Annotated in this window: 23 protein-coding genes and 3 tRNA genes; 20 read left to right on the top strand and 6 right to left on the bottom strand. The window is 57.4% G+C overall.

Annotated features, from left to right (window positions below; translation table 11 throughout):
• The 8 genes from ACNQFG_RS14710 (at position 1) to ACNQFG_RS14675 (ending at position 7977) form a co-directional block, all read left to right on the top strand.
• Entirely contained in the window at positions 1–1755 is a 1755-nt protein-coding gene (locus ACNQFG_RS14710; RefSeq protein WP_423406606.1) for a portal protein, read from the top strand.
• Positions 1752–2708, top strand: coding sequence for a ribosomal-processing cysteine protease Prp (locus ACNQFG_RS14705; RefSeq protein WP_423405391.1), 957 nt, complete (start codon positions 1752–1754; stop codon positions 2706–2708). Before ACNQFG_RS14710 ends, ACNQFG_RS14705 begins: the two co-directional genes overlap by 4 nt.
• Before the next feature lie 75 nt (positions 2709–2783).
• Positions 2784–3803, top strand: coding sequence for a N4-gp56 family major capsid protein (locus ACNQFG_RS14700; RefSeq protein WP_423405390.1), 1020 nt, complete (start codon positions 2784–2786; stop codon positions 3801–3803).
• 100 nt (positions 3804–3903) lie between these two features.
• Entirely contained in the window at positions 3904–4119 is a 216-nt protein-coding gene (locus tag ACNQFG_RS14695; protein ID WP_423405389.1) for a hypothetical protein, read from the top strand.
• A gap of 72 nt (positions 4120–4191) precedes the next feature.
• Positions 4192–4578, top strand: coding sequence for a hypothetical protein (locus tag ACNQFG_RS14690; protein WP_423405388.1), 387 nt, complete (start codon positions 4192–4194; stop codon positions 4576–4578).
• A 13-nt stretch (positions 4579–4591) separates the two neighbouring features.
• Complete coding sequence (locus ACNQFG_RS14685) at positions 4592–6484, top strand: hypothetical protein (protein ID WP_423405387.1); 1893 nt, start codon at positions 4592–4594, stop codon at positions 6482–6484.
• A 4-nt stretch (positions 6485–6488) separates the two neighbouring features.
• A complete protein-coding gene (locus ACNQFG_RS14680; RefSeq protein WP_423405386.1) occupies positions 6489–6677 on the top strand; it encodes a hypothetical protein in 189 nt (62 codons plus the stop codon).
• Between the two features lie 13 nt (positions 6678–6690).
• A complete protein-coding gene (locus tag ACNQFG_RS14675; protein ID WP_423405385.1) occupies positions 6691–7977 on the top strand; it encodes a cell envelope biogenesis protein TolA in 1287 nt (428 codons plus the stop codon).
• A 407-nt stretch (positions 7978–8384) separates the two neighbouring features.
• On the opposite strand, the gene ACNQFG_RS14670 is transcribed toward ACNQFG_RS14675, so the two are convergent.
• From ACNQFG_RS14670 to ACNQFG_RS14655, 4 genes are all read right to left on the bottom strand, one after another.
• A tRNA-His gene (locus ACNQFG_RS14670) sits at positions 8385–8460 on the bottom strand.
• Between the two features lie 7 nt (positions 8461–8467).
• Positions 8468–8541: transfer RNA gene (locus ACNQFG_RS14665), tRNA-Arg, on the bottom strand.
• Positions 8542–8687: 146 nt separating this feature from the next.
• Entirely contained in the window at positions 8688–9227 is a 540-nt protein-coding gene (locus ACNQFG_RS14660; protein WP_423405384.1) for a phosphatase PAP2 family protein, read from the bottom strand.
• 18 nt (positions 9228–9245) lie between these two features.
• On the bottom strand, positions 9246–9809 hold the full coding sequence (locus ACNQFG_RS14655) for a DUF1643 domain-containing protein (RefSeq protein WP_423405383.1): 564 nt from the start codon (positions 9807–9809) through the stop codon (positions 9246–9248).
• Between the two features lie 178 nt (positions 9810–9987).
• Between ACNQFG_RS14655 and ACNQFG_RS14650 the strand changes: the two genes are divergently transcribed.
• From ACNQFG_RS14650 to ACNQFG_RS14640, 3 genes are read left to right on the top strand one after another with little or no spacing between them, the layout of a single operon-like run.
• Positions 9988–11913 carry a BMP family ABC transporter substrate-binding protein gene (locus ACNQFG_RS14650; protein ID WP_423405382.1) on the top strand — a complete coding sequence of 642 codons (1926 nt, stop codon included), beginning with the start codon at positions 9988–9990 and terminating at the stop codon, positions 11911–11913.
• A 36-nt stretch (positions 11914–11949) separates the two neighbouring features.
• Positions 11950–12612: a metallophosphoesterase family protein gene (locus tag ACNQFG_RS14645; RefSeq protein WP_423405381.1), complete on the top strand. Its 663-nt coding sequence runs from the start codon at positions 11950–11952 to the stop codon at positions 12610–12612.
• A 15-nt stretch (positions 12613–12627) separates the two neighbouring features.
• Positions 12628–14124, top strand: a complete 1497-nt coding sequence (locus ACNQFG_RS14640; protein ID WP_423405380.1) for a carboxypeptidase M32 — start codon at positions 12628–12630, stop codon at positions 14122–14124.
• Positions 14125–14230: 106 nt separating this feature from the next.
• On the opposite strand, the gene ACNQFG_RS14635 is transcribed toward ACNQFG_RS14640, so the two are convergent.
• A complete protein-coding gene (locus ACNQFG_RS14635; protein WP_423405379.1) occupies positions 14231–14560 on the bottom strand; it encodes a DUF6465 family protein in 330 nt (109 codons plus the stop codon).
• A 184-nt stretch (positions 14561–14744) separates the two neighbouring features.
• On the bottom strand, positions 14745–15224 hold the full coding sequence (locus tag ACNQFG_RS14630; protein WP_118553550.1) for a hypothetical protein: 480 nt from the start codon (positions 15222–15224) through the stop codon (positions 14745–14747).
• 162 nt (positions 15225–15386) lie between these two features.
• Here ACNQFG_RS14630 and ACNQFG_RS14625 point away from each other — a divergent pair.
• From ACNQFG_RS14625 to ACNQFG_RS14585, 9 genes are all read left to right on the top strand, one after another.
• Positions 15387–15470, top strand: a tRNA-Leu gene (locus ACNQFG_RS14625).
• A gap of 896 nt (positions 15471–16366) precedes the next feature.
• A complete protein-coding gene (locus tag ACNQFG_RS14620; protein ID WP_423405378.1) occupies positions 16367–17383 on the top strand; it encodes a tyrosine-type recombinase/integrase in 1017 nt (338 codons plus the stop codon).
• Between the two features lie 76 nt (positions 17384–17459).
• Positions 17460–19616: a Helicase associated domain protein gene (locus ACNQFG_RS14615; protein WP_423405377.1), complete on the top strand. Its 2157-nt coding sequence runs from the start codon at positions 17460–17462 to the stop codon at positions 19614–19616.
• Positions 19617–19661: 45 nt separating this feature from the next.
• On the top strand, positions 19662–20336 hold the full coding sequence (locus ACNQFG_RS14610) for a sugar transferase (protein WP_423405376.1): 675 nt from the start codon (positions 19662–19664) through the stop codon (positions 20334–20336).
• A gap of 349 nt (positions 20337–20685) precedes the next feature.
• Entirely contained in the window at positions 20686–21573 is an 888-nt protein-coding gene (locus ACNQFG_RS14605) for a hypothetical protein (RefSeq protein ID WP_423406605.1), read from the top strand.
• A 41-nt stretch (positions 21574–21614) separates the two neighbouring features.
• Positions 21615–22355: a nucleotidyltransferase family protein gene (locus ACNQFG_RS14600; protein WP_423405375.1), complete on the top strand. Its 741-nt coding sequence runs from the start codon at positions 21615–21617 to the stop codon at positions 22353–22355.
• Positions 22356–23047: 692 nt separating this feature from the next.
• Positions 23048–24094 (top strand): polysaccharide biosynthesis protein, encoded by a 1047-nt coding sequence (locus tag ACNQFG_RS14595; protein ID WP_302275130.1) that lies wholly within the window; start codon positions 23048–23050, stop codon positions 24092–24094.
• Positions 24087–24653 (top strand): lipid carrier--UDP-N-acetylgalactosaminyltransferase, encoded by a 567-nt coding sequence (locus tag ACNQFG_RS14590; protein ID WP_302275132.1) that lies wholly within the window; start codon positions 24087–24089, stop codon positions 24651–24653. Before ACNQFG_RS14595 ends, ACNQFG_RS14590 begins: the two co-directional genes overlap by 8 nt.
• An 11-nt stretch (positions 24654–24664) precedes the next feature.
• Positions 24665–25861, top strand: a complete 1197-nt coding sequence (locus ACNQFG_RS14585) for an NAD-dependent epimerase/dehydratase family protein (protein ID WP_423404499.1) — start codon at positions 24665–24667, stop codon at positions 25859–25861.

Below are 25861 nucleotides of genomic sequence, written 5' to 3'. Positions count from 1 at the left end.
ATTTTGGATATCGTGGAAGAAAAACTGCCCATCGGGCCGGAGGAGGTCGCCGAGGCGGCGGCTGTTCTGCAAAAGTACAAGGCAGGCAAGGCAACGCTCGACAAACGGCTGGTGGATAACGAGCTGTGGTTCCGCATGGGCCATTGGAAGAACTACCAGAACCCCATGATGCCCGGCAAGGCCCAGCCTTCCAGCGGGTGGCTGTTCAACAGCATTGCCAACAAGCACGCCGATGCCATGGACAACTACCCGGAACCGAACGTGCTGCCCCGCGCGGCAGACGACGAACAGACTGCGCGGGTGCTTTCGAGCATCCTGCCGGTGGTGCTGGAACAGGCCGACTACGAGCAGGTGTACAGCGACTGCTGGTGGCGCAAGCTCAAACAGGGCACCGGCGTCAAGGGCGTCTTCTGGGACCCGGAAGCGCACGGCGGCCTGGGCGAGATCGCCATCCGGCCCATGAATCTGCTGATGCTCTACTGGGAGCCGGGCGTGGCGGATATTCAGGCATCGCCGAACTTTTTCTCGCTGCGGATGGAGAACACCAGACAGCTGGAGACCCGCTGGCCCCAGCTCAAGGGCCACAGCGCCAGTGTGCTGGATGTGCCCCGGTTCCTCCACGACGGCGGGCTGGACACCACCGAAAAGAGCGTGGTGGTGGACTGGTACTACAAAAAGCCGGACGCCGAGGGCCGGGTGCTGCTGCACTACTGCAAGTTCTGCAACGGCGTGGTGCTGTACGCCAGCCAGAACGACCCGGCGCTGGCAGAAAGCGGCCTGTATGACCACGGGCAGTACCCCTTTGTATTTGACCCGCTGTTCGTGGAGGAGGACAGCCCGGCGGGCTTTGGCTACATCGATGTGATGAAGGACTGCCAGACGGCCATTGACAAGATGAACCATGCCATGGACGAGAACGTGCTGCTGAGTGCAAAGCAGCGGTATGTGCTCAGCGACACGGCAGGGGTCAACGAGGAAGAGCTGGCCGATTTCAGCCGGGACATCGTGCATGTGGTGGGACGGCTCAACGACGACAGTTTTCGTCCGCTGCAGACGGCGGGCCTGCAGGGCAACAGCCTGAGTTACCGCCAGAGCCGCATTGAAGAGCTGAAGGAGATCAGCGGCAACCGGGACATGACGCAGGGCGGCACTGCCGGAGGCGTGACCGCAGCCAGCGCCATTGCGGCCTTGCAGGAGGCAGGCAGCAAACTCAGCCGCGATATGCTCAAGAGCGCCTACCGTGCTTTTGCAAAGCAGTGCTATCTCATCATCGAGCTGATGCGCCAGTTCTACGACGAGCAGCGGGTATTCCGCATCGTGGGGGCCACAGGCCAGAACGAGTTCGTGCCCTTTTCCGGGGCTGCGCTCCGCCCGCAGCCGGTCGGCAGCGTGGGCGGCGTGGAACTGGGCAGCCGGGAGCCGATCTTTGACATCGTGGTGAGCGCCGCCAAGAAGAGCACCTTCAGCCGTCTTTCCCAGAACGAGACGGCCAAGGAGTGCTATCAGCTGGGCTTCTTTGCCCCGGCCAACGTCGATGCGGCTCTGGCAGCGCTGGAAATGATGGACTTTGAAGGCATTGAGAAGGTGCGTCAGAGGGTGCGGCAGAACGGGACGCTGGCCATGCAGCTGGCCGTTTTGCAGAGCCGGTTGACGGCGCAGGAACAGCCGGGGAAGGCCGCTGTGACCGGCCCCGCAGACAATTTGAGCACAAAGGCCGCGGCAGATGCCATGGGCCTTGGAAAGGAGAACCGATGATCCGTGTGATCTACAGTGAACTGGACGGCCCGGAGGGCCTGACCCTGCGGCTGGAAGCGTCCGGCCACGCGGGCTATGCCCCCGCCGGGCAGGACATCGTCTGCGCCGGTGCCAGCACCCTGATGCAGGCTCTGGTGAGCCTGCTGGCAGGGGAAAAGACCGCCCGCAGCGATGCCTGGGATGAGCCGAAAGGCCCCCGGCTGGCCGTGACCGCCGCCGCCCCGCAGGAGCCGTGGGTAGAGGGTGCTTTTGAGCTGGCCAAGGCCGGGTTTGCCCTGCTGGCTGAGCGCTACCCGGACAACCTCCGCTTTGCAGACCTGAGCCGCCGGGGCGAAGCGGCCATGATGGACCTGCAATTGTTCGCAGAGGGCGGCAGCGAGACCGGCGGCGCAGGGAGCGCCCCGGCCCTGAGCGAGGCACAGTCCCGGCAGGCCATCGCCTCCGGCACCCTGAAGCCGGGCCGGGAGGAGGCAGCGCCGCCGGAGACCCCGAAGGAGGAAATCCCGAAGACAAACCCTGGCCCGGAAGCACCCTGTCCCACCCCGGAACCGCCCCGCCCGCCGCTGCCGGAGCATCTGCCGGGCCGACAGGCCGTGGCCGCCCTGCACAGCCGCTGGGCAGCCGAAGAGGCAGCGCTGCGGCAGGTGGTGCCGGAGTTCTCGCTGAAAGCGGAGCTGCAGCACCCGGAGATGCGCCGCCTGATGCAGCTGCCCGGCATGAGGGTGCGGGATGCGTACCGTCTGGCCCACTACGAGGACGCGCTGCGCCAGACCGCCCACGCCGTGGAGCAGGGCGTCGTGGAGCGCATCCGGCAGCGGGCGTCCCGCCCGGCAGAGAACGGCACCCGCCCCGGCAGCGCCGCCGTGACCGGGGCGGATGTTTCCCGCATGACCCGCGCCCAGCGAGAAGCACTGGAACGCAAGGCCCTCCATGGGGAAGTTATCACGTTCTGAACGCAGCTCCTCTGGCAGGGGAGCGCGAATCGAAGAAGTCCGTATGTTACACCGCAAGAAAGAAAGGAAAACCGTATGAACGACACTGCAATGAAGTTTGACCTCCAGCTGTTCGCCGACCCTTCCGCCGCGCGGAACAATACCTCCGGCACCATGACCGCCGAGATGAAGACCTTCTACGAGAAGCGCCTCATCGATCAGGCAGAGCCGCGTCTGGTGCACGACCAGTTTGCGGACTACTACCCTGTGCCCCAGAACGGCGGCAAGACCATTGAGTTCCGCAAGTACGACAGCCTGCCCAAGGCATCCACTCCGCTGACCGAGGGCGTGACCCCGAACGGTCAGGCACTGAATGTGACCACCATCACCAGCGATCTGCACCAGTACGGCGGCTGGACTCCGCTGACCGACGTGCTGCAGATGACCGCCATTGACAACAATGTGGTGCAGGCCACCCGTGTGCTGGCAAGTCAGGCAGGCCGCACCATGGACAGCATTACCCGCGATGTGCTGGCGGGCGGCACCAATGTGATCTATGCGCCCAAGCTGGCCGCAGGCGGCACCGAGACTGCCGTTGCCAGCCGCAAGGCACTGGACAAGACCTGCACCCTGACCCCGAAGCTGTTCTTTCAGGCGGCGGCACAGCTGGGCGCGATGAACGCCGACCCCATTGGCGACAGCTACATTGCCATCATCCACCCCTACGCTGCCTACGACCTGAAGACCAGCAAGGAGTTCATTGAGGTGCACAAGTACGCCGACCCGGACACCATGTTCCGCGGCGAGATCGGCAAGCTGGGCAACATCCGCTTCATCGAGACCAGCGAGGCCAAGATCTGGAAGGATTCCACCTGCCCGGACGGTCTGGCTGTGTTCGGCACGCTGGTGCTGGGTGCCCACGCCTACGGTGTGACCGAGCTGGAAGGCGGCGGTCTGGAGCACATCGTCAAGCAGCTGGGCTACGGCGACGACCCGCTGAACCAGCGCGCTTCCGTGGGCTGGAAGGGCATGCGTGCGGCAGAGCGTCTGGTGGAGCAGTACATGATCCGCATCGAGAGCGTGTCCAGCTACTCGGCCAATGCGGCGGCGAACTGACCCTCTTCTTTGGCGGGCTGGTTCTGGCCCTGCGGGACGAGAAAAACGCAAGACACAAAAACAGGCAGGCCCTGCGGACGGAGGGCAGAAAGGAGAAACGATGAGCGAGAAAAAGGCAGTGCGCATTAAGCTGTTCAAGGATAACAGCCGCTACAAGGGCGATCTGTTCGTCAGCGTGAACGGTGTGAACTATAAGATCCGCCGCGGCGTGGAGGTGGAAGTGCCGCCCGAAGTGGCCGAGGTGCTGGAGCACAGCCAGATGCAGGATGAGCTGACCGCCGCCCGCATTGCGGCAGCCGAAAACGCGGCCCAGTGACCTGAGAAAACAGCGGCCCGGCCGGGAACATCGCCCTGCCGGGCTTTTTTCAAAAACGAAAGGAGTTTTGCAATGACGGTAGAACAGGCATTGGCGCGCGCACGGGAGCTGCGGCCGGGATGCAAGATCTCGGACGAGACCTGCCGCCGCTGGCTCTGCGAAGAAGATGCGCTGCTGCGCCAGCAGCTGTTTGAGAAGAGCGGGACCGACGAATACGCCGCCGCAGGGGCCGACCTCGCGTGGAGCGGGGAGGCGCTGCCCGACGATACGGTACTGCTGGTGCCGGTGCCCTTTGATGCGCTGTATCCGCACGTTCTGTGCGCCCGCATCGATGCGGCCCTTGGGGAGACCGACCGCTACGTCGGGGAGCAGGCTCAGTGCAGCGGTCTGTTGAACGAACTGGCCGTCTGGCTGCGGCAGAAGCACCCGCCCCGCTGCTGGGCGCAGTGGCGCTGGTGAGGAGGTGGACGCGATGAGCGGAACGAGCCGTGCGGCGGCAGCGACCAGCCGCACCCTGCTGCGGGCCTTTGGCGGCCTGAATGAGACGTACAGCTGCAACGAGGCCGAGGCGGGCAGCAGCAAAAATTTCAGCAGCCGGGATTTCCCGGCGCTGAGCACCCGCATCCCCCGCCGCAGGCTGCGGAGCGTCGTGCAGATGAACGGCATCTACCACCTGAACGGTCTGCTGGTAGCGGCGGGGAAGAACCTCATCTACAACTCGGATGAGACCCCGCAGGAGGCCGAGTTTTTCTGGAACGCGGTGGCGGACAGCAAAAAGAAGATGATGGGCATGGGCACCAGGGTCATCATCTTCCCGGATAAGATCGCCTTTGACACGCGGGACCGTTCGGTGACGAAGCTCGGCGCCGTGTGGGACAGCGGCGGTGCCGATGTGGTGCTGACCCCCTGCGATGCGTCCGGCAAGACCTATACCGTTTCCGGCAAGGGTACAAAGGAGCCGGAAAATCCGGCGGACGGGCAGCTGTTCCTCAAGGTGAACAACATCCAGAAGCCGTACAGCAGCGAAAGTATGCTGGAAGTCTACAACGAGGCTTCGGGCAACTGGTCGGCCATCGAGCTGAAGTGGTGCCGGATCGAGGCGGGCGGCATCGGGAAAGACTTTGCCGTCTGGGATACCGTGACGGTGAGCGGCGTGGAGGACGGCGATGATCTGCACTGGAAGGAGCTGAAAGGAGACCGCATCGTCACGGCGCGCGGCGACGACTGGGTGCAGGTGCAGGCCGAGCCGGGCGGCGATTATTTTTACGGGACCCTGACCAAGGGCCGGGAGATGTTCCGCTGGACCGGCATCGACGGCAAAGGCGCAACGATGGAAGGGAACACCGATGCCTTCCGGCTGGAACGCCGCGTGCCGGATCTGGACTACGTTACCGAGTGCGACAACCGGGTATGGGGCTGCGCGCAGAATGAGAACGTCATCTACGGCTGCAAGCTGGGCGACCCCACCAACTGGTTTTCCTACCGGGGCATTGCGGCAGACAGCTACGCAGTGACGGTGGGCAGTGATGGTGCGTTTACCGGCGCGGCCACATGCATGGGCTATGCGCTGTTCTTTAAGGAGAACACACTGCACAAGCTCTATGGCTCCAAGCCTTCGGATTTTCAGCTCACCTCGCTGCGCTGCCGGGGCGTTGCCAAAAACGCGGCGCGCAGCCTGTGTGTGCTGAACGAGACGCTCTATTATCTTTCGCCGGACGGTGTGATGGCATGGGACGGGAGCATCCCCACCAAGGTGTCCGAAAAACTGAACACGGCCCGGCTCTCCAACGTGCAGGCGGCGGTGGGCAGTGCGCTGGATGGTCGCTATTACCTCTATCTGGCGCGGGACAGCGGCCGGGAAGGAGATGCGCTCGAAGAGCGGCTCCTCGTCTACGACACCGAGCGGGGACTCTGGCAGGAGGAAGACGGCTGCTCCTACGCCATGGCCAGCACCGGCGGGCAGCTCTACCTCTGGGATGGGCACGACATCTGGGCCGCCGACCCCAGCCGTGAACGGGACTGGAAGACCACCGAGGGCGTGGAGGAAACGGTGGACTTTGAACTCATCACGGGTGCGTTCGGGATGGACGAGGCCGAGGACCGGTATCTCTCCCGGCTGACGCTCCAGATGGATGCCGTATGTGCCAGTACCGTGGAGCTGGCGATCTGCTACGACGACGGCCCCTGGGAGAAGCTGGCACAATGGGCCGTGGCCGGGAAGCAGAAGCGGTTCGACCTGCACCTTGCGCCCCGCCGCTGCGGCATGTTCCGGCTGCGGCTGACCGGCAAAGGGCAGATCACCCTGCGCAGTCTGGCGCGCACCCTTGCGACGGCGCGGGGCAGACTTATGGAACAGGAGGCATGACAGGATGGCAAGCATTTCGGGCCTGAGCAAGCTGGGCCTGCCCAAGCTCAGCGAGAACATGGACCCGGAGGATGCCCGTGCCCTGCGCAGCTACCTGTACCAGATGCAGGAACAGCTGCAGTATGTGCTGAGCAATCTGGACGTTGAGAACGTCTCGGACGAGCTGGGGGCCAAGCTGCGGAAACTGCAGTGAGAAAGGAGACTCTATGGCAAGCGACAAGAAAAAGAACTACTCCACCGAGGGGCTGAACAGCCGCCAGGAGGTGCAGGATGCACTGGCGTCGGCGGGGTATCAGCCCTCTGAGCAGGTGACGGAAGCAGAAGCGGCCCTGAAAGCGCAGCAGAGCGCTGCCCCCGGCGACTACCAGAGCCGGTATCAGGACCAGATCGACCGCACCCTGAACGACCTGAACGCGCGGAGAGCGTTCCACTACAACTACGCGCAGGACCCGCTGTACCAGCAGTATGCGCAGGCGTACACCCAGAACGCTCACAACGCCAGCGCCGATGCTGCCGCACAGGCCGCTGCGCTGACGGGCGGCTACGGCTCCAGCTATGCGGCCAGCGTGGCCCAGCAGGCCTACCAGCAGCAGATCGGGGCGCTGAATCAGGCCATCCCGACGCTGTATCAGCTGGCGCTGGACACCTACGACAGCGGCGGCGATGCACTGGTCTCCCAGCTGGACCAGCTCAACACACAGGAGCAGAACGCGCAGGGGCTGTATCAGCAGAAACTTTCGGACTATTACACCCGGCTGGAACAGCTGGGCAACGCCTACAACACGGCCTATCAGCAGGACTACGGCCAGTATCAGGACTACCTGAGCCGTCTGGACACCCTGTATGGCAACTACGCCGCGCAGGAGCAGGAGGCCGCTGCCCAGAAGCAGCAGCGGTTCAACAATGCGGTCACGGTGCTGGGCCTCATCGGCGACGCGGTGCAGATCGCGCTCTCCGGCACCACGGGCCTCGGCTCGCTGGCGGGGTCGCTCGTGAACACCGGGTACAACATCTACGCGAACAACCGTGCCTATGAGGCAGACCGTGCGGATACGGCCTGGAACCAGCAGATGCAGGAAAAGCAGGTCCAGAACGCGCAGGCGCAGCAGAAGTACGACAACGACTTTGCGCAGCAGCAGTATCAGGACAAGCTCCGCCAGCAGCAGTTCAATAATCAGGTGACCAGCGAAAAACTGAACATCGCCAAGGGCGAATGGGCCCTCAAGCAGTCCAAGGCGGCCCAGCAGGCCCAGAAAGCCAGCGCGGCCGCGGCCCAGAGAGCGGCAGCAGCGGGGGCTTCGGGCACGTCGGGTCCGGGCAGCGGGAACCTGAACGTGGGCAAGAGCGGTGTGCTGGGCAGCACGGCGGTGCCCTACACCGCCGCCCGCCTGCGCAGCCAGGGCCGGAGCGATGCCGCCATCCGGACGGAGCTGCTGAAGGAAGGCTACAGCAGCAAAGAAGTCGGGGAGATCATGAAGCAGCTCAACAGCTGAAAAAACCAGCCGCAGCGCAGAAGTGGGGGCTTCTGTGCTGCGGCTGGGGTCGTTTTGGAACGGTGGAAGCAGAGAAACGCGGGGCCGTGCTGTTCGAGTCCCACAAGGCATCCAACGTGGAGCCACGGTAGACATTCCTAATGGTCCAGGACCCGCGCACTAACCAACAGCCCACTGGGCTGTTTGTTACCCCGCCGCTGGCGGGGCCGTGCTGTTCGAGTCCCATAAGGCAACTAACGTGGGGCCACGGTAGACATTCCTAATGGTCTAGGACCCGCGGGCTAAGCGACAGCCCGCAGGGCTGATCGCTTACGGTGCTTACGCACCGCCGCCCTGTTCGAGTCCCACAGAGAAACATGAAAGAAAAAAGACCAAGAATCATTTGATTCTTGGTCTTTTTGATGAGAGGGTGCCTTGTGGGACTCGAACCCACGGTCTCCAGATCCACAATCTGGCGCGTTAACCGACTACGCTATGGGCACCACATAGATGCGCCCGAAGGGACTCGAACCCCCGGCCCACTGCTTAGAAGGCAGTTGCTCTATCCACCTGAGCTACGGGCGCACGTTGTAATCCCATTGGGTTCCTTATCTTGGGCAGGCCACCGTCGGAGGCGGGCTGCGAGAAGTATAATACCATACCCATCGGGTTCTGTCAAGCAAAAAAGTGGATTTTTTTGAAATTTTTCGGCCGGGCGGGTCGAGCAGCTCTCAGAGCAGCCGCATTCCGACGATGCCAAGAGAAAAACCGAGCAGGGCACCGGCGATGACATCGCGCGGGAAATGCACCCCGGCCAGCACCCGCAGCACACAGATGGCCACGGTGACAGCGACCATGACGCCGCCGACCGCCGGATAAAAAGAGAGCCACACGGCCGCCAGCACGGAAGCGCTCAGCGCGTGGCGGGATGGGAAGGACTGGCCGTGGGTCTCCTTTTCCACCAGCGGGGTGAAGCCGGGCTGCTCATACGGGCGGGGAAAGTTGAGCTTTTTGCGCAGCAGGGTGCCGCCCAGAAAAACGAACCCCGGCACCAGAATGGCGCGGGCGATGCACTGCATAAAATCGAGGGCGGTCTGGTCCAGCCCGCCCCGCAGCAGCCGGAACCACTGGAGGTTCAGCAGCACCAGCAGCACCGGGTAGCAGACGAACGGCACCGCCGGGAGCCAGTGGTTCAGCAGGATGACGAGCCGCTTTGCCGCCGGGTGGGCGTTCAGCCAGTGCAGGATCTTCTGATAGCGTTCCGGTGTCATGGTGCAGGCCTCCCTTGGTCAGAAACAGGTGTCCAGATAATTTTCCACATCAAAGGGTTCCGGGGTGGAATCCTTGCGCAGGTACAGCGGGTGGTGGGGGTGGCCCTTTTTGCTGCGCCTGCCAAAGGTGACCCACGGGATCTCCCGCTCCCGCGTCAGGGCCACCATCTCCCGCATGAGGCCGGGCAGATAGTCCCGCTTTTCGATCAGCGTGCCCCACGCTGCCCACATGGTGGGTTCGGTCTGGGCCAGAACGGCTTTGAGCCAGCGCAGGTTTTCGTCACACAGGGCGCGGTCTGGCACACGGTCCATATCGTTAGGGTCGGTGGCGCGCTGGGGATACACGTTGAACATGATCCAGCTGTCAAAGCCGTTGGCGGCGGCAAGACGCTCCACACTTTTCAGGGTGGGGTCCAGTGCGCCGGGCTGGGCGGTGCTGGGGTTGATGCCAATGCATACCAGCGGGTGGGTGCCAACGCGGCCCAGTACGTAACGGTAAGGCTGATATGTATGCGGCTCGTAATACCAGATGCCGCCGGGATATTCGCCTGCTTCCAGACGGGGAAGCTGTTCCGTTTGCATAGTCGTTACCTCTCAAAATACGATCTTCTTTTCTATCGTACCTGAAAATTTGACTGAAATCAACTCCTTCGGGGAGAAAATCTCCCACAAATCCAAATTTCATGGTATACTGTGCTTGGAGCCGTGTATGCTCCAAAGAGTGGAAGAAACCCTTCATTTCCCTGGAAGGAGTCTTGCTATGATAGAAGATTACAGAAATGCGCTGCGTGCGGGCCAGCGTGCTTACCGTGCCTGTGTGGCGCGCGGCCAGTCGCCGTATCTGAAAGTCCTGGATGAGATCCTGAACGGTGTGGACATCGTGGCGCAGGAGCCGCTGGGCCTTGTGGAGATCCCGGCGGAAAGCATCGTCGGCACAAAGACCAGCGGCCGTCACACCGCCTTTGCACCGAACTTTATGCCCCTGCTGGAGCCGGACACCGAGTTTGCAGGCAAGTGGTCAAACCTCTGCGATGCACATCTGGAAGAGGGCATCCACACCCCCATCATCGCCTACGAGTTCCTGAACAAATTCTATGTGCAGGAAGGCAACAAGCGGGTGTCCGTCCTCAAATATTATGAGGCTGTCACCGTCCCCGGCACCGTGACCCGGCTCATCCCGGCCCGGAACGATACGCTGGAAAATAAGATCTACTACGAATTTCTGGATTTTTATAAGCTCTCCAAGGTGAACAACGTGCGCTTCTCCAAACTGGGCGGCTATGCAAAATTGCAGACTTTGGTCTGCAAGGCGTCGGGCGAAGCCTGGACGGACGACGACCGGCTGAATTTTTCGTCGCTCTACACCATGTTCAGCCAGCAGTTCTATGCGCTGGGTGGTTCGGCGCTGGACCTGACGCCGGGTGACGCCCTGCTGGTCTACCTTTCGGTCTACCGCTATTCGGACGCCTGCCAGTCCACCCCGGCGCAGGTGCGGGAGAACCTCTCCAAGCTGTGGGATGAGATCAGGATCCTGACCGAGCCCCACGCGGTAACGCTCTCGCTGGAGCCGAACTCCGCCAGCGAGCCGCTGCTGAGCAAGCTGAACATCTTCAGCCAGAAGCCCAGCCAGCTCAAGGTGGTCTTCCTGCACGAATACGACGCCAAAACGAGCGCATGGGTGCGCGCCCACGACAAGGGCATCGAGGCCCTCAAGGCGGAATTTGGCGACCGGCTCGTCATCACCAACCGGGAAAACGTGTCCCCGGAGGTGGATGCGGAACAGATCCTGGAAGAGGTGGCCCACGACAATGCGGATGTGGTGTTCACCACCAGCATCCGGATGCGGCCTGCCTGCCTGAAGGTGGCGGCCCAGCACCCCAAGACCCGCATCCTGAACTGCTCGCTCAACGCGCCGCATCCGCTGGTGCGCACCTACTATCCCCGCATGTATGAAGTGACCTATCTGCTGGGAATGCTGGCCGGTGTGCTGACCAAGACCGACCGCGTGGGCTATGTGGCGGCAAACCCGGTGTACGGCATCCCGGCGGCAGTAAACGCCTATGCGCGCGGGATGCGGGCCGTCCGGCCGGACGGCCATGTGGTGCTCCGCTGGGCCTGTGTGCCGGTGGAGGGCCAGCCGCTGGATTTCTCCGACCGGGAGGATATCACCCTGCTCTACGCCCGCAGCAGCAATGAACCGGCGGACAGCGACCGCGACTTCGGCCTCTGCCGCCGCCTGCCGGACGGCAGCCTGAAGCCGGTGGCGCTGCCGGTGTGGAAATGGGAGACTTTCTACATCGGCATCATCCGTTCGATCTTCAATGGCACCTGGGGCAGCGAGGCCAGCGGCAAGGCAGTCAACTACTGGTGGGGCCTGCAGAGCGATGCCGAGCGGGTGGACTATTATGAAGAGCTGGCCGGCGGCACCCGCCAGCTGCTGAACATCATCGAGGAGAACCTGCGCAAGCATGAACTGGCCATCTTCCCGTCGGGCGGGCTGTATGCGCAGGGGCATGTGAAAATGGTGCCGCAGGGGGATACCTACACGCCCAAAGAGCTGATGGAAATGGACTGGCTGGGCGAATGCGTGGAAGGCGCACTGCCGCTCTACGAGGACCTCAATGTCAAAACGCGCGGCCTGATGGAGATCAATGGTCTGGGCAGCCTGAAAGGGATGCCGCTGTAACGAGCAAAAAATTCAACAGAACGGAGCATTGCGGACGTGAAGATACTTGCGATTTCGGATACCCCCTCCAAAGCACTGTGGGATTACTGCACACGGGAGCGGCTGCAGGGGATCGACCTGATCCTTTCCTGCGGGGATCTGCCGCAGAAGTATCTGGAATATCTTACGAACTTTACGGCTGCGCCCATCTTGTATGTCCACGGCAACCACGACGGCAGCTACCGCCACGATGAGCCGGGCGGCTGCATCTGCGTGGACGATGAGGTCTACGTCTGGAAAGGGCTGCGCATTATGGGACTGGGCGGCAGCATCCGCTACAACCGGGACGAAGATGCCTACCAGTACACCGAGCGGGAGATGCGCCGCCGTGTGCGCAAACTCTGGCGCAAGGCCCATCATGTGGGCGGCATCGACCTGCTGCTCACCCATGCCCCGGCAGGCGGCCTGAACGATGGCTTTGACAAGGCCCACAAGGGGTTCGACTGCTTCAACGACCTGCTGGAAGAATACCAGCCCAGGTGGTTCGTGCACGGCCATGTGCACCTGAACTATGATGCAAAGCTGCCGCGCGTGTGCACCCGCGGCAAGACCACCGTGATCAACGCTACCGAGCGCTATGTGTTCGAGATCCCGGACCCGGACCCGCAGGCCCGGCACAAATTTTTCTGGAAAAATCCCGCCTTCCCGACGGAAGAATGAAAAAGGAGAAGCCCTATGGCACAAACAGAACAACTGGCCCGCCTTGACGCATTGCAAAAGAAACTCTACGCCTATGCCTGCGCGGAGAATTCCCTCTATCTGGACGCCGTGACGGTGGCCCCGAAGAATACCGCCGAGGGCCGGGGCGTGGCTCTCGGCATCCTGGCCGGAGAGCACCAGAAGCTGATGACCGACCCGGAGACGAAGCGTCTGCTGGACGAACTGGCTGCGGCGTCCGGCTCGCTCGATGCTCTCCACAAGCGCGAGGTGGAGCTGCTGCGCCGCGAGAGCGGGAAACTGGCTCGCATCCCGGCGGACGAGTATATGGCCTACACCGAACTGACCAACCGCGCCAGCGATGTCTGGCACAAGGCCAAGGAGAACGATGATTTTGCTTCGTTCTGCCCCGTTTTGCAGGAGCTTGTGGATTACAACCGGAAATTTGCGGGCTACTACGATGCAGCCAAGGCTCCCTACGACGCCTTGCTGAACGAGTATGAGCGCGGGGTGGACACCCGGCAGCTGGACGCCTTCTTTGAGACGCTGCGGGATGGCATCGTGCCGCTTGTCCGGGCCATCAGCGAGAAGCCCCAGGTCGATGACAGCTTCCTGCATCTGGAATATCCGGTGGAGCGGCAGAAGGCCTTTGCTGACTACATCATGGAGGTCATGGGCATCGACCGTGGCCACTGCGGCCTTGGCGAGACCGAGCATCCCTTCACGCTGGAGTTCAACAACAAGGATGTCCGCATCACCACCCATTACGACCTGCACAACGTGGCCTCGTCGATGTACTCTGTTCTCCACGAGGGCGGCCATGCGCTGTACGAGCTGGGTATCCGGGATGACTTGCAGTACACCTGCCTGGCCGGCGGCGTCAGTATGGGCGTCCACGAGAGCCAGTCCCGCTTTTACGAGAACCTCATCGGTCGTTCCCGCGCGTTCCTTGAGGCCATCTACCCCAGGGTGCAGGCGTTCTTCCCGGAGCAGCTGGGCGGGGTGAGCGTCGAGCAGTTCTACCGGGCCGTGAACAAGGTGGAGCCGAGCCTCATCCGCACCGAGTCGGACGAGCTGACCTACTGCCTGCATATTATGGTGCGGTACGAGATCGAAAAACAGCTCATCGGCGGTACGCTGCGGGCAGAGGAAATCCCGGCCGAGTGGGCCCGCCTGTATCGGGAATATCTGGGCGTGGAGGTCCCCAATGACCGGGAGGGCTGCCTGCAGGACAGCCACTGGTCCGGCGGCTCCTTCGGCTACTTCCCGTCGTATGCGCTGGGCAATGCCTACGGCGCGCAGATGCTCCGCAGGATGGAGCAGGCGTTCGATGTGTTCGGGCAGGTGGCAAAGGGCGACCTCTCCGGCGTGACCGGCTGGCTGCGGGAGCATGTGCACCAGTACGGCCAGCTGCTGGAACCGGCCGACGTGGTCCGGAATGCCTGCGGCACCCTTGACCCGCAGGTGTACCTCGATTACCTGACCCGAAAGTACACAGAGCTGTACGCGCTGTAAGCTGTAAAAAACAAACACAAAAGCGGCACCGGATGCAGTTCCGATGCCGCTTTGTTGTTTCACAGTGGAGCCATCACAGTTGTGGGAACGGATGGGACACAGCCGCTCAGAGAGGGAGCTTGCCGCTGACTTTGTTCACGACGTAGTAAGCAGCTTCCTCTTCGGGCTTGATATACACCTTGCAGGACTGCACGCCAACCTTGTGGGTAGCGCGGTAATCGGCCTTGGCACGGTCTACCAGGTCAGTGATGTTGTACTGCTTGCCGCCGTGCTCAACGTAGACTTCCGGTGCCAGCGGCGGACGGCCGCGATGCGCCGTTTTGCCGGTCTTGGCAGTGGTTTTGGCGGCCTTGTCCGCTTTGGCCGTCTTACGCGCAGTCTTTTCCACAGCAGGAGCGTCTGCGGCGGTGGAGACAACGTTTTTTTTCTCAGACATGGATTCAACCTTCTTTCTCAAAAATATCTGCGCTGTATACAGCGCTGGAGGACCCCAATGAAAAGAATCGATTTCAAACGGTCACATATAATTATATAATAGTGACTTCGGAATCATTTGTAAAGAGGTTTTTCGAAAATAGGTCTGATTTCAGCAAGAATCTGCGTAAGAATCTGAAAAAGAATTACTCTTTGCATAGCTCTTCGGCACGGCGGACGATGGGGGAAAGCAGCGAAGAATCCCAATCTTCCGCCAGGACAAATAGATCGTCACAGATCTCCTTCCGGATACGGTCGGTGCTGCGCCGCTGGGCAAGTGTGAACAGCGCAGCCAGGAGCCGCAGCTTCAGGGTGCGAAGCTCCTCCGGTGCATCCCACAGCCGGGCCAGGTCGTAGTTGTCGGTGTTGCCGCAGCGCATGGTGCAGGTGGCGCAGTTGGGTGCGACCCGGTGCTTCTCGGTCTCGACGATGTCCTGCATCCGGCGCAGAGCGTCCTCGGCGGCATCTGCCCTGGCCGCCTGCCGCAGCCCGGCGGCCAGAACGTGGTCGGTGTCTTCGGTCTTCGGTTCATTGACGGTGGCGCGCGCCAGCCCGATCAGCGCGCCCAGCAAGCGGTCCCGCTGGCGCTGTGCAGCCGTCGCAGGAGCAGAAAGCAGTGAATCCATAGATCCTCCTTTTGATCGGGGAACTCTCCCCGGAATGGTGCATTCAGTATACACGAAAAACCCAAAGCTGACCAGAGATTGGGCCGTTTTGGAAAAAAATATTTTTCCGGCTTGATTTTGCGGCAGAAATAGATTATAATATCACTGTTCTGTATGGAATCAGCCGGTGTGTCGGAATGGCAGACGAGGGGGACTCAAAATCCCTTGTGCTAATAACACGTGTGGGTTCGACCCCCACCACCGGCATAAAAAGGAAGCCCTCCAGCTTGTCTGGGGGGCTTCCTTTTTATCTGCGGCGTGTGAGCGGGTCGAACAGCACGACCCTGCACAGCAGGGGAGCAATCAGCCCTGCGGGCTGTTGCTCAGTGCGCGGGAGACCCCCACCACCGGCATAGCAAGCAGCTCGAAACCGAAAGGTTTTGGGCTGCTTTTCTTTTTATCCCCTCACATCCGGCCCGTCTTCACACGTTTGTCTCCACCGGGAAACTGCTGACGGTGTGCTTGAGGGTGTTATAAACGCAGAACTGAAAAAGGGCATCGGAGCTTTCCACGGATCCAAAGGATACGGAAGGTTCCGGTGCTTTTTTGTTATGCAAAAAAGAGATGTTTTCGTGGATCGCCTGCTCCGATTCATCAAACAGGGCACAGGAAAAGAACGCTGCCAGCGTGATAGCAAGGGTACAGGAGCTTGTGCTGTTTGCTATACGCAGCTGCGTAATTGCAAGAGAGCATACGGATCGACAAAACAAAAAAGTATCCCCCACAGTGATAATGGAGGATACCGACCTTTTGATGTTGTTGTTTGAATTCTCCTATTATTTTATCATGGTTATATCTGGAATTCAATAGAAATCTTCACAAATGTACCCCACATGACCTCAGAAAAAAATCGCAGGAATTGAAACTTTTTTGCAAATTGCCCAATTCTGCATGAAAAATCCAGTTGAAAACGTAGGCGGACAAAATAAGTGGTCAGATGGGTGTCTAAGCTATAGAAGGAGACAACAATGGCACGACGGGGAGAAAATATTCGCAAACGCAAGGATGGTCGGTGGGAAGGCCGGTACATCAAGGCACGCACATCAGAAGGCAAAATTCAGTGGGGCTACGTTTACGGTACGGTCTACGCAGAGGTCAAACGGGTGCTGATCCAGAAAAAAGCAGAGGCGGGCTTCTACAACCTGAAAGAATCCGACCTGACCTTTGAGGCATTGGCCGAAGTGTGGCTGCACTCCCTGAAAAACGGCATAAAAGAATCAACATACGCGCATTATTCGTACACACTGCACAAGTATCTTCTCCCTGTTTTGAGCAAAATGCCTGTTGCATCCTTTGAAGAGAGCTTTCTGGAACAGGCCATGCAGCAGATCATCACGCCGATAGATTCCTCACACAAGCCGCTGGGGAACTCTTCTGCACGAGAATGTCTCTCCATGTTGCGCCGTATCTGCAAGTATGCCGCACATTTACGCCTAATCCGTCCGATGGAGCTGGAAGTGGCACTGCCGAAAGCGATCGACAAAATTTCTGCGCCGCTCTCCCCGGCGGAACAGCAGCGGCTTTATCGATATGTACAGGAGAACCCCACGCCTCGCAAAATCGGCTTATTGCTGGGGCTGGAATTGGGGCTGCGTATTGGCGAGATCTGCGGCCTGCAATGGGGCGATTTCGACCTGAAACTCGGCACATTGAAAATCAGCCGAACGGTCTGCCGAATTTCCTGCGGAAACGGGCATACAAAGGTAGTCATCCAAACGCCGAAAACCCGCACGTCGTGCCGGGAAATTCCAATTCCGAAACAGCTGCTTATGATGCTGAAAAAGCTGCGTGGAAATACCAGTAATGCTACATGGTTTCTATCTGGAAACGAGTCTAAGCCCACCGAACCCCGGTGTTACCGGAAAAGCATCAAGGTATATCTGAAACAGGCGACTGTCCGGCAAGTACGTCCGCACGCACTGCGCCACACCTTTGCGACCACCTGCCTGCAGGCGGGGTGCGATGTAAAGACCCTCAGCGAGCTGTTGGGACACGCCAATGCCAACATCACCTTACAGCGTTATGTGCACTCTGATCTGACCCGAAAGCGCCGGGAGATGAACCGAATATTCTCCCATCAGGTGTCCATGAGGGGCAGGGACACACAAAATATGACGTAGTGGCGCATAATTTCTTCACTGTTCCTCCATTATCACTATAGAGGATACCTCTGATTTGCGGGGGGGGGCGAGTTGTATGGCATTGCGCCTGTTTGAGCACAATGAGAAAGCGTATCGTGCGGCAGTCCGGATGATGGAACAGTATGGCAAGGCTGCCATTGTCCATCCCACCGGCACCGGAAAGAGCTACATTGCGTTCAAGCTGATCGAGGACAACCCGGAGAAGGTTGTAATCTGGCTTTCTCCCAGTGAATATATCTTCAAGACACAGCTGGAAAGCCTGAAAAGGAACGACCCGGATTTTCCGTTGGCAAACATTCACTTTTATACCTACGCCAAACTGATGTGTTGCACGCAGGCACAGCTGGACGAAATAGCAGCGCAGAAGCCTGCCTATATTATATTCGATGAATTCCACCGTGCTGGTGCTGAATGTTGGGGCGAAAGCACGGTGGCTTTATTAAAGTTATGCCCGGATGCAAAGTTTCTGGGGCTGACGGCAACAAACATCCGATATCTGGATAATAACCGTGACATGGCTGAAGAACTTTTTGATAGCCGTGTTGCGAGCAACATGACCCTTGGCGAAGCAGTCGTCATGGGTATTTTGCCTGCCCCGAAATATGTGACCACGGTCTACCAGTACCAGAAAGCACTTGCAAAGTATCAGGCGCGGGTAGATAATCTGCGAACACCGGGCATTCAGGATGTGAATCAGAAATATCTGGACGCCCTGCGCCGCGCTTTGGAACAAGCAGACGGTCTGGACAAGGTCTTTGCCCATCATATCACGAATAAGTCCGGTAAGTACATCGTGTTCTGCGCCAACAAGGAGCATATGGACGAAATGGTATCCCATGTGCCGGAGTGGTTCGCCGGGGTCAACCCGGACGTGGTGGTGTATCAGGCCTACTCGGATGACCCGAATACGGACAAGGCGTTTGCGGACTTCAAGACGGATACGAGCAATAGACTGAAATTGCTGTTCTGTATCGATATGCTTAACGAGGGCGTCCATGTAGAAGGCATTTCTGGCGTGATCCTGTTCCGACCAACGATTTCGCCCATCATCTACAAGCAGCAGATTGGCCGCGCTTTGACCGCAGGGGATAATACGACACCACTTATCCTGGATGTTGTCAATAATTTCGAAGGTCTGACCAGCATTTCCGGTCTGCAAAGCGAGATGCAGGAGGCAGTCCATCGGCTCTACGCCAATGGCGAAGGCGATAAAATCGTCACCGAGCGGTTCGAGGTCATCGAACAGGTGCACGACTGCCGGGTACTGTTCGAGCAGTTGCAGGCAAGCCTTTCTTCCAGTTGGGAGCACTATTTCTCTGAGGCCAGCATCTACTATGCGGAACACGGCAACCTGAACGTCCCGAAATTGTACACCACGCCCGGCGGTCTGAGCCTTGGGGTGTGGCTAGTGACTCAGCGCCGGGTGCGCGAGGGGCAGATCCAAGGAAATCTGACCGAGCAGCAGATCGCACGGCTGGACAGCATTGGCATGGTTTGGGGCAACCGGAAGGAAATCGCGTGGCAACGCGGCTTTGAGGTCGCAAAGAAATACCACGACACCTACGGAAACCTGATGGTGCCCGGAAAATATGTAGACCCAGACGGCTATCCCTTGGGACAGTGGATCATCAAGACCCGGCAGCAGAAGCTGAATGGACGCCTGAAGGAAGAACGCATCGCACAGCTGGATGAGATCGGCATGGTGTGGAACATTTTCGATTCCAAGTGGGAAAAGGCTTATGCGCTGGCTGCAGCCTACTACGAGGAAAACGGCAACCTGAATATCCCGCGTTCCTATGTGACAGCGGCTGGTGAACGGCTGGGACAATGGGTCGCAAGCCAGCAATGGGCGTACCCGAAAGGAAAGCTGACGGACGAGCAGGTCGAACGGCTCAACCGGATCGGAATGTACTGGGGCAATCGCAATGACCGCCAGTGGAATGAAGGCTATCAGGAGGCGAAGCGCTACTTTGATGCCCACGGCAACCTGAACGTCCCGGCAGAATATGTGTCGCCGAGCGGTTACAACCTTGGGAATTGGGTCAAACGGCAGCGGTATACCCGCCAGAATCCTGAAAAAAGCTGCGCTGTTCTGACAGAGGAACGCATAGAAAAGCTGGATGAAATCGGGATGCGGTGGGAGAAAAGCAATTTGAAGCGCCCATCTGAGCAGGCGATACAAGCCGAAACCGTTACGGCAAAAGCATGCTAAAACAAGAAATTTAGAAACAAACGCGAATTTATGTGAGGAGAAAAAATGGCTACGAATACGACTGGAATTGAGAAGAAAGTTGAAATTGACCGAAAAAAGAATCTGCATGCCCATCGGCTGTACTGGTTCGTCCGTCGTGTGCAGGATATTGTTCTGTCGTCGGTGGCGCTGGTAGTGCTGTCACCTGTTATGTTGATTACAGCGATTGCTATTGTGGTAGATGACCCATCCGCTGGCCCGATTTTCTCGCAGGAGCGTATTGGGCGCAACGGAAAACCCTTCAAGTTCTATAAGTTCCGCTCCATGTGCCCCAACGCAGAGGCAAAACTGGACGATCTGCTGGACCAGAACGAGATGGATGGCCCTGTGTTCAAGATCAAGGACGACCCCCGCATTACACGCGTGGGCAAGTTTATCCGCAAGACCAGTATCGATGAGCTGCCCCAGCTGTGGAATATCCTGAAGGGTGATATGAGTATCGTTGGTCCCCGCCCGGCACTTCCTCGCGAGGTGGAGCAGTACGGCGACTACGAAAAGCAGCGCCTGTATGTGACACCCGGCCTGAGCTGCTATTGGCAGATCGCCCCGCACCGCAACGACCTCTCTTTTGAAGAGTGGATGGATCTGGACGTGAAGTATGTCAAGGAGCGCAGTTTCTGGGTGGATTGGAAGATCATCTTTAAGACGTTCAAGGTGTGCCTGCTGGGGCATGGGGAGTGAGGATCAACATTCGAAAGTGCTAACCTTGATAGCAACGCTGGACGTGAAGGCCGTATACGCCGATGTGGATTTTGTCGTCATTGCTGCGCCCACAAATGTGCGGCCAATGCAGTTTGCTGAAGTAGGATTGTTGTAAAAGGTCAATAAAAAGCATACGAAATGCTGAAAAGGCTACTTCTTTTAAGTATGTAGAGTGCAGAAATGTCTACTCAACAAAATCAGTTGAGGTCTGATGGTCTATGGTGGAGTTGAATATACATACAAATATAATCGCTTTTGCATAAATATGCGCCGTATTTTACTCTGGAAATCGTGTTTTGTGCAGTAGGACGTTAATACTGATAACTGCATTTATCTGCGTGGTGCGGCAAAGATGCTGGGAGAAAAGTACCGCCTGAAAGTTGGGCTGTCTGGCATCATCGAGGGTAGCCTGCCGATTGGCGGTTTGTCCTCGTCGGCTTCGGTCATTATTTGCTTTTTGTCTGCATTGTGTAAGGTGAACGGCATCCATCTGGAGCCGATGGAGATGATTCTCACGGCAAAGGCGGCGGAAAACCAGTATGTTGGTGTCTCCTGCGGAAAACTCGACCAGAGTTGCGAGGTACTTTCTAAGAAAAATCACTTGCTATACCTTGACACGAAAGACGATAGTTATGAACTGATCCCCACCAGTGAGAAAATGAAGTCTTATAAGGTAGCAATCTTCTTCTCTGGCTTGGAGCGTTCTTTGAAAAACTCTAAGTACAATCTGCGGCAGGATGAGTGCAAGGCAGCGGCCTATGCACTAATGGGCTATGCAGGGATGGACTATGACACCTTTGCAAATACCCGGCTTCGGGATGTGCCTTTCGAAGTATTTGAAGCCTATAAAGATCGTCTGCTAGAATTGTGGCGTAGACGCGCAGAACACTATTACAGCGAGTTAGCTCGTGCCGAAAAGGGTGCAGAACTGTGGCGTAAAGGTGATTTGGAGAGGTACGGTCAGCTTGTTTTTGAAAGCGGAAAATCATCTATTTACAGCTATGAATGTGGCTGTGATGAACTGAAAAAACTGTATGAAATCATGGCTGATACCGATGGCATCTACGGTGGCCGCTTCTCCGGTGCGGGATTCAAAGGCTGCTGCATGGCGCTGATTGACCCAGACAAGGCCGAAGATATTGAAGCAAAGGTCACAGCAGAGTATCTGAAAGCGTTCCCGGCATTGGATGGAAAGTATAGTTTCCATCTGTGTTAGAGCGCAGATGGCGTTGAGTTGTGAGAGGGGAGCACATATAGATGAAATGCTTAATTTTGGCAGCGGGCTACGCTACACGGCTCTATCCACTGACCGAGAATTTCCCGAAGCCGCTCCTGAAAGTGGGCGAGAAGTCCATCCTTGACTGGCTGGTAGATGATTTAGTGGATACCACTGACATTAATGAGTTCGTGGTGATTTCTAACCACAAGTTCGCACAGCATTTTGAGGACTGGAAGAACGAGAAAGTTAAAACTCGGCCTTATGAGATTACTGTGATCGACGATGGCACCAGCACCAATGAGAGCAGATTGGGCGCAGTTAAGGACATCCAGCTGGCGGTGGAAAAGCTGAATCTGGCGGATGATTTGCTGGTTATGGCTGGCGACAATGTGCTGAATTTCAGTCTTTCCAAGTTTGTGGAGTTTGCAAAGAAAAAGAATACTTCCTGTGTGATGTGCCATGAGGAAAATGAACTGAAAAAGCAGCAGAAAACGGCAATCATCACGTTGGATGGCAATGACCTGATTACCAGCTATGAGGAAAAGCCGAAAGAGCCGAAAGGAAATCTGGCTGTGCCGCCGTTCTACTGCTATCGTGCCTGTGATGTAAAGCGGATTCAGGAAGCATTGAATAATGGCTGTGGCTATGATGCACCGGGTAGCTTTGCCGCATGGCTGAGCAAGCAGACACCGATGCACGCTTACATCATGCCGGGTAAACGGTATGACGTTGGCGATTTTAACAGCTATGAGTATGTGAAAAGTGTGTTCTCGAAGTAAGAGGAAACAGAAAAAGAGGAGAAAATAGTCATGAGAGATTTTAAGGATTTAAAAATCGCTGTGGCTGGAACTGGGGCTAGAGATATAATAGGGTCAACCAAGAAAAACTACGATAACTAAAGGGTTTTGACGGCTTGAGTTGTCCTTCAAAAGTTTTATTTGTTGAAAAACTGCAAGAAGTGGGAAATCCTGAGGGCTATATGTAGGTGGCTTTTGGAAGCTCTGTTTTGACCCACAAAAAGGAGCAACAAATAAAGATTGAAGGAGAGTTCAAGCCTACGGTGGATTGCCTTTATGCGACCCGCCGTGGGTTTGTTTGCTTTTGTCCATAAGGAAATAGATTTAAAAAAGATGTTTATCTTGTCGTTGCCGCAGTGACAATAGGGACGAAGAATTGGAGGACGAAATCAGTTGGAGCCAGGATTGAGGTCTGCTATACGATAATGAGATGTCACAAAAAGAACGATAGCTATATTTATGTGATTGCTACAAAAATTGGAATTTCAATATAGCGACTGCGCGGAAACAGGGCTATTCAACAACTTAACACTTGGGTGAGGAGGTGGATAAACATGGCAAATAAATATGCACTGAGGAAATGACAAGAAAGTCACAATAGATTGGTTTTACCATCCAAAAGGATGTGTAACATAGATTGAAATTTAAAAGAAATGTTATGGAGGAGTATAAAAATGTCTGCATTTGATAACGCAACACTTATGATCACTGGTGGTACTGGTTCTTTTGGTTCTACCGTTCTGAAGCACTTCTTGGATTCTGACCTGAAGGAGATTCGTATCTTCTCTCGTGATGAGAAGAAGCAGGATGATATGCGTCACGAGCTTCAGGCCAAGCACCCGGAGAACGCCAAAAAGGTGAAGTTCTACATCGGCGATGTCCGCAATCCCCAGTCCATCCGTGACGCAATGCCCGGTGTTGACTACATTTTCCATGCCGCTGCATTGAAGCAGGTTCCTTCCTGCGAGTTCTTCCCCATGCAGGCCGTTCAGACCAACATCATCGGTACCGATAACGTCCTGCACGCCGCCATTGATGCCGGTGTCAAGCGTGTTGTCTGCCTGTCCACCGATAAGGCAGCTTACCCCATTAACGCTATGGGCATCTCTAAGGCTATGATGGAGCACGTCATCTACGCCAATGCCCGTGTAGCTGCTGAGCGTGGTGGCACCACCATCTGCTGCACCCGTTATGGCAACGTTATGTGCAGCCGTGGCTCTGTCATCCCTCTGTTCATTGACCAGATCAAGGCTGGCAGCCCCATCACCATCACCGACCCCAACATGACCCGCTTCCTGATGAACCTGGACGAGGCTGTGGATCTGGTGATGTTCGCCTTCCAGCACGCCAACCCCGGCGACCTGTTCATCCAGAAGGCTGACGCTTCCACCATCGGCGATCTGGCAAAGGCAGTCCAGCAGCTGTTCGGCGATACCGGTACGAACATCATCGGCACCCGTCACGGCGAGAAGCTGTTCGAGACCCTGATGACCCGTGAGGAGCGTCTGCGCAGCCAGGATATGGGTCATTACTTCCGTGTTGCCGCTGACAACCGTGACCTGAACTACGATAAGTTCGTGGTCAAGGGCGAGGTACATACCATGGCGGACGAGTCTTACACCAGCCACAACACCGAGCGACTGGATGTGGAAGGCACTGTCAAGAAGATTCTGACCACCGAGTATGTCCAGAACGCACTGAAGGGTATCCCGAATGTCTAAAGAAAAGCTGCTGCTGGTTGGAGCCGGTGGTTTCGGGCGCATGGTGGCGGAGCAGGCGATGCTCCAATACGATTGTGCTTTTGTGGATGATGGACAGTCTGTGGGTGCTGAGATCTGTGGCATTCCAGTGGTTGGTGGCCTCGCCGATTTGCCGGAGCTGCGGAAAGAGTACAGTTTGCTGGTGGTCGGCATCGGCAACAATCAGTTCCGGGCACAGGTGTATGAGAAAGGAAAATTACTTGGTTATGCGTTCCCAAACATCGTTGCTCCCAGTGCCTATGTCAGTCCGTTTGCTGAAGTCGGCTGTGGCTGTGTGGTGCTGCAAAACGCTTGTATCCAAAATGGAGCCTCTGTCGGAAACGGTGTTTTGCTGAATGCCGGAACGGAAGTCCACTGTGATGCAGCGGTAGGGGATTACGCCCTGATTTACACTAACAGTGTGATCCGCACTGGTGCGACCGTGGGCAACTTTACCCGCATTGGCAGCAACTGCACCATCTGCAATCATGCAACTGTGCCGGACGGCGCAGATATTCCGGACTGCACCGCAGTACACTAAGAGGTGAGAGAATGAACATTCTAGTCACAGGTGCCAAGGGCATGGTGGGAACCGCCCTGTGCAACAACCTGAAAAACATCCGGGATGGGAAAAACAAGACTCGCCCGGCATTGGATATTAAAGAAATCTACGAGTACGATTTGGACTCCACCCCGGAGGAGCTGGACGAATACTGCCAGAAAGCAGACTTCGTATTCAATCTGGCAGGCGTGAATCGCCCGGAGAACCCGGAAGACTTCATGAAGGGAAACTTCGGCTTTGCATCCGACCTGCTGAACTGCCTGAAAAAGCACAACAACAAGGCAACCATCATGCTGTCTTCTTCCATTCAAGCCACGCTGGCTGGTCGTTTCGGCAACAGCGAGTACGGACGCAGCAAGAAGGCTGGCGAGGAACTATTCTTCCAGTATGCTCAGGAGACCGGGGCTAAGGTTGCCATCTACCGTTTTGTGAACCTGATGGGCCACAGCCGCCCCAAGTACAACAGCGCCGTCAGCACCTTCTGCTGGGCGGTTGCCAATGACGAGCCCTTCACCGTTAATGACCGCAGTACCGAGTTGGAACTGCTGTACATCGATGACCTGGTAGAAGGGATGTTCGACCTGCTGGAAGGCAAGGAGCAGCACTGTGAATTTGACGGTGTGGAGACTGTTCTGCAAGCAGATGGTCGTTACTGCTGCGTCCCTGTGACACACAAGGTAACACTGGGCGAGATCGTAGATCTGCTGCAGGAGTTCAAGGCGCAGCCGAGTACGCTTATGATGCCCAAGATGCCAGACGGTTCCTTTGCTAAGAAGTTGTATTCCCTGTACCTGACCTATCTGCCGACGGACAAGTTCAAGTATGCCCTGAAGATGAACGTGGACAACCGTGGTTCTTTCACGGAATTGGTTCATACCGCTGACTGTGGACAGGTGAGCGTCAACATCTCGAAGCCCGGCATCACGAAAGGACAGCACTGGCACAACTCCAAGTGGGAACTGTTCATTGTGGTGGCTGGGCACGGCTTGATTCAGGAACGGAACATCAACACCGGAGAAACGGTGGAGTTTGAGGTTTCTGGGGACAAGATCGAGGCCGTCCATATGATTCCGGGCTGGACCCACAACATCATCAACCTGTCGGAAACGGAAAATCTGGTAACCGTGATGACTTGCAACGAGATCTTCAACCCGAACCACCCGGACACCTTCTTCGAGCCGGTGTAA

Origin of the sequence: Faecalibacterium prausnitzii (assembly GCF_049532945.1) — a bacterium.
Taxonomy (GTDB): Bacteria; Bacillota; Clostridia; order Oscillospirales; family Ruminococcaceae; genus Faecalibacterium; species Faecalibacterium prausnitzii_N.
The sequence above is the reverse complement of the archived record's forward strand: the minus strand, read 5'-3'. Positions and strand labels throughout refer to the sequence as shown.

What these genes read in the sequence shown, in the direction of transcription:
- ACNQFG_RS14705 (WP_423405391.1), top strand. Translation starts at nt 1,752, where the DNA reads ATGATCCGTGTGATCTACAGTGAACTGGACGGCCCGGAGGGCCTGACC.
- ACNQFG_RS14700 (WP_423405390.1), top strand. Translation starts at nt 2,784, where the DNA reads ATGAACGACACTGCAATGAAGTTTGACCTCCAGCTGTTCGCCGACCCT.
- ACNQFG_RS14695 (WP_423405389.1), top strand. Translation starts at nt 3,904, where the DNA reads ATGAGCGAGAAAAAGGCAGTGCGCATTAAGCTGTTCAAGGATAACAGC.
- ACNQFG_RS14690 (WP_423405388.1), top strand. Translation starts at nt 4,192, where the DNA reads ATGACGGTAGAACAGGCATTGGCGCGCGCACGGGAGCTGCGGCCGGGA.
- ACNQFG_RS14685 (WP_423405387.1), top strand. Translation starts at nt 4,592, where the DNA reads ATGAGCGGAACGAGCCGTGCGGCGGCAGCGACCAGCCGCACCCTGCTG.
- ACNQFG_RS14680 (WP_423405386.1), top strand. Translation starts at nt 6,489, where the DNA reads ATGGCAAGCATTTCGGGCCTGAGCAAGCTGGGCCTGCCCAAGCTCAGC.
- ACNQFG_RS14675 (WP_423405385.1), top strand. Translation starts at nt 6,691, where the DNA reads ATGGCAAGCGACAAGAAAAAGAACTACTCCACCGAGGGGCTGAACAGC.
- ACNQFG_RS14660 (WP_423405384.1), bottom strand. Translation starts at nt 9,227, where the DNA reads ATGACACCGGAACGCTATCAGAAGATCCTGCACTGGCTGAACGCCCAC.
- ACNQFG_RS14655 (WP_423405383.1), bottom strand. Translation starts at nt 9,809, where the DNA reads ATGCAAACGGAACAGCTTCCCCGTCTGGAAGCAGGCGAATATCCCGGC.
- ACNQFG_RS14650 (WP_423405382.1), top strand. Translation starts at nt 9,988, where the DNA reads ATGATAGAAGATTACAGAAATGCGCTGCGTGCGGGCCAGCGTGCTTAC.
- ACNQFG_RS14640 (WP_423405380.1), top strand. Translation starts at nt 12,628, where the DNA reads ATGGCACAAACAGAACAACTGGCCCGCCTTGACGCATTGCAAAAGAAA.
- ACNQFG_RS14635 (WP_423405379.1), bottom strand. Translation starts at nt 14,560, where the DNA reads ATGTCTGAGAAAAAAAACGTTGTCTCCACCGCCGCAGACGCTCCTGCT.
- ACNQFG_RS14630 (WP_118553550.1), bottom strand. Translation starts at nt 15,224, where the DNA reads ATGGATTCACTGCTTTCTGCTCCTGCGACGGCTGCACAGCGCCAGCGG.
- ACNQFG_RS14615 (WP_423405377.1), top strand. Translation starts at nt 17,460, where the DNA reads ATGGCATTGCGCCTGTTTGAGCACAATGAGAAAGCGTATCGTGCGGCA.
- ACNQFG_RS14610 (WP_423405376.1), top strand. Translation starts at nt 19,662, where the DNA reads ATGGCTACGAATACGACTGGAATTGAGAAGAAAGTTGAAATTGACCGA.
- ACNQFG_RS14600 (WP_423405375.1), top strand. Translation starts at nt 21,615, where the DNA reads ATGAAATGCTTAATTTTGGCAGCGGGCTACGCTACACGGCTCTATCCA.
- ACNQFG_RS14595 (WP_302275130.1), top strand. Translation starts at nt 23,048, where the DNA reads ATGTCTGCATTTGATAACGCAACACTTATGATCACTGGTGGTACTGGT.
- ACNQFG_RS14590 (WP_302275132.1), top strand. Translation starts at nt 24,087, where the DNA reads ATGTCTAAAGAAAAGCTGCTGCTGGTTGGAGCCGGTGGTTTCGGGCGC.
- ACNQFG_RS14585 (WP_423404499.1), top strand. Translation starts at nt 24,665, where the DNA reads ATGAACATTCTAGTCACAGGTGCCAAGGGCATGGTGGGAACCGCCCTG.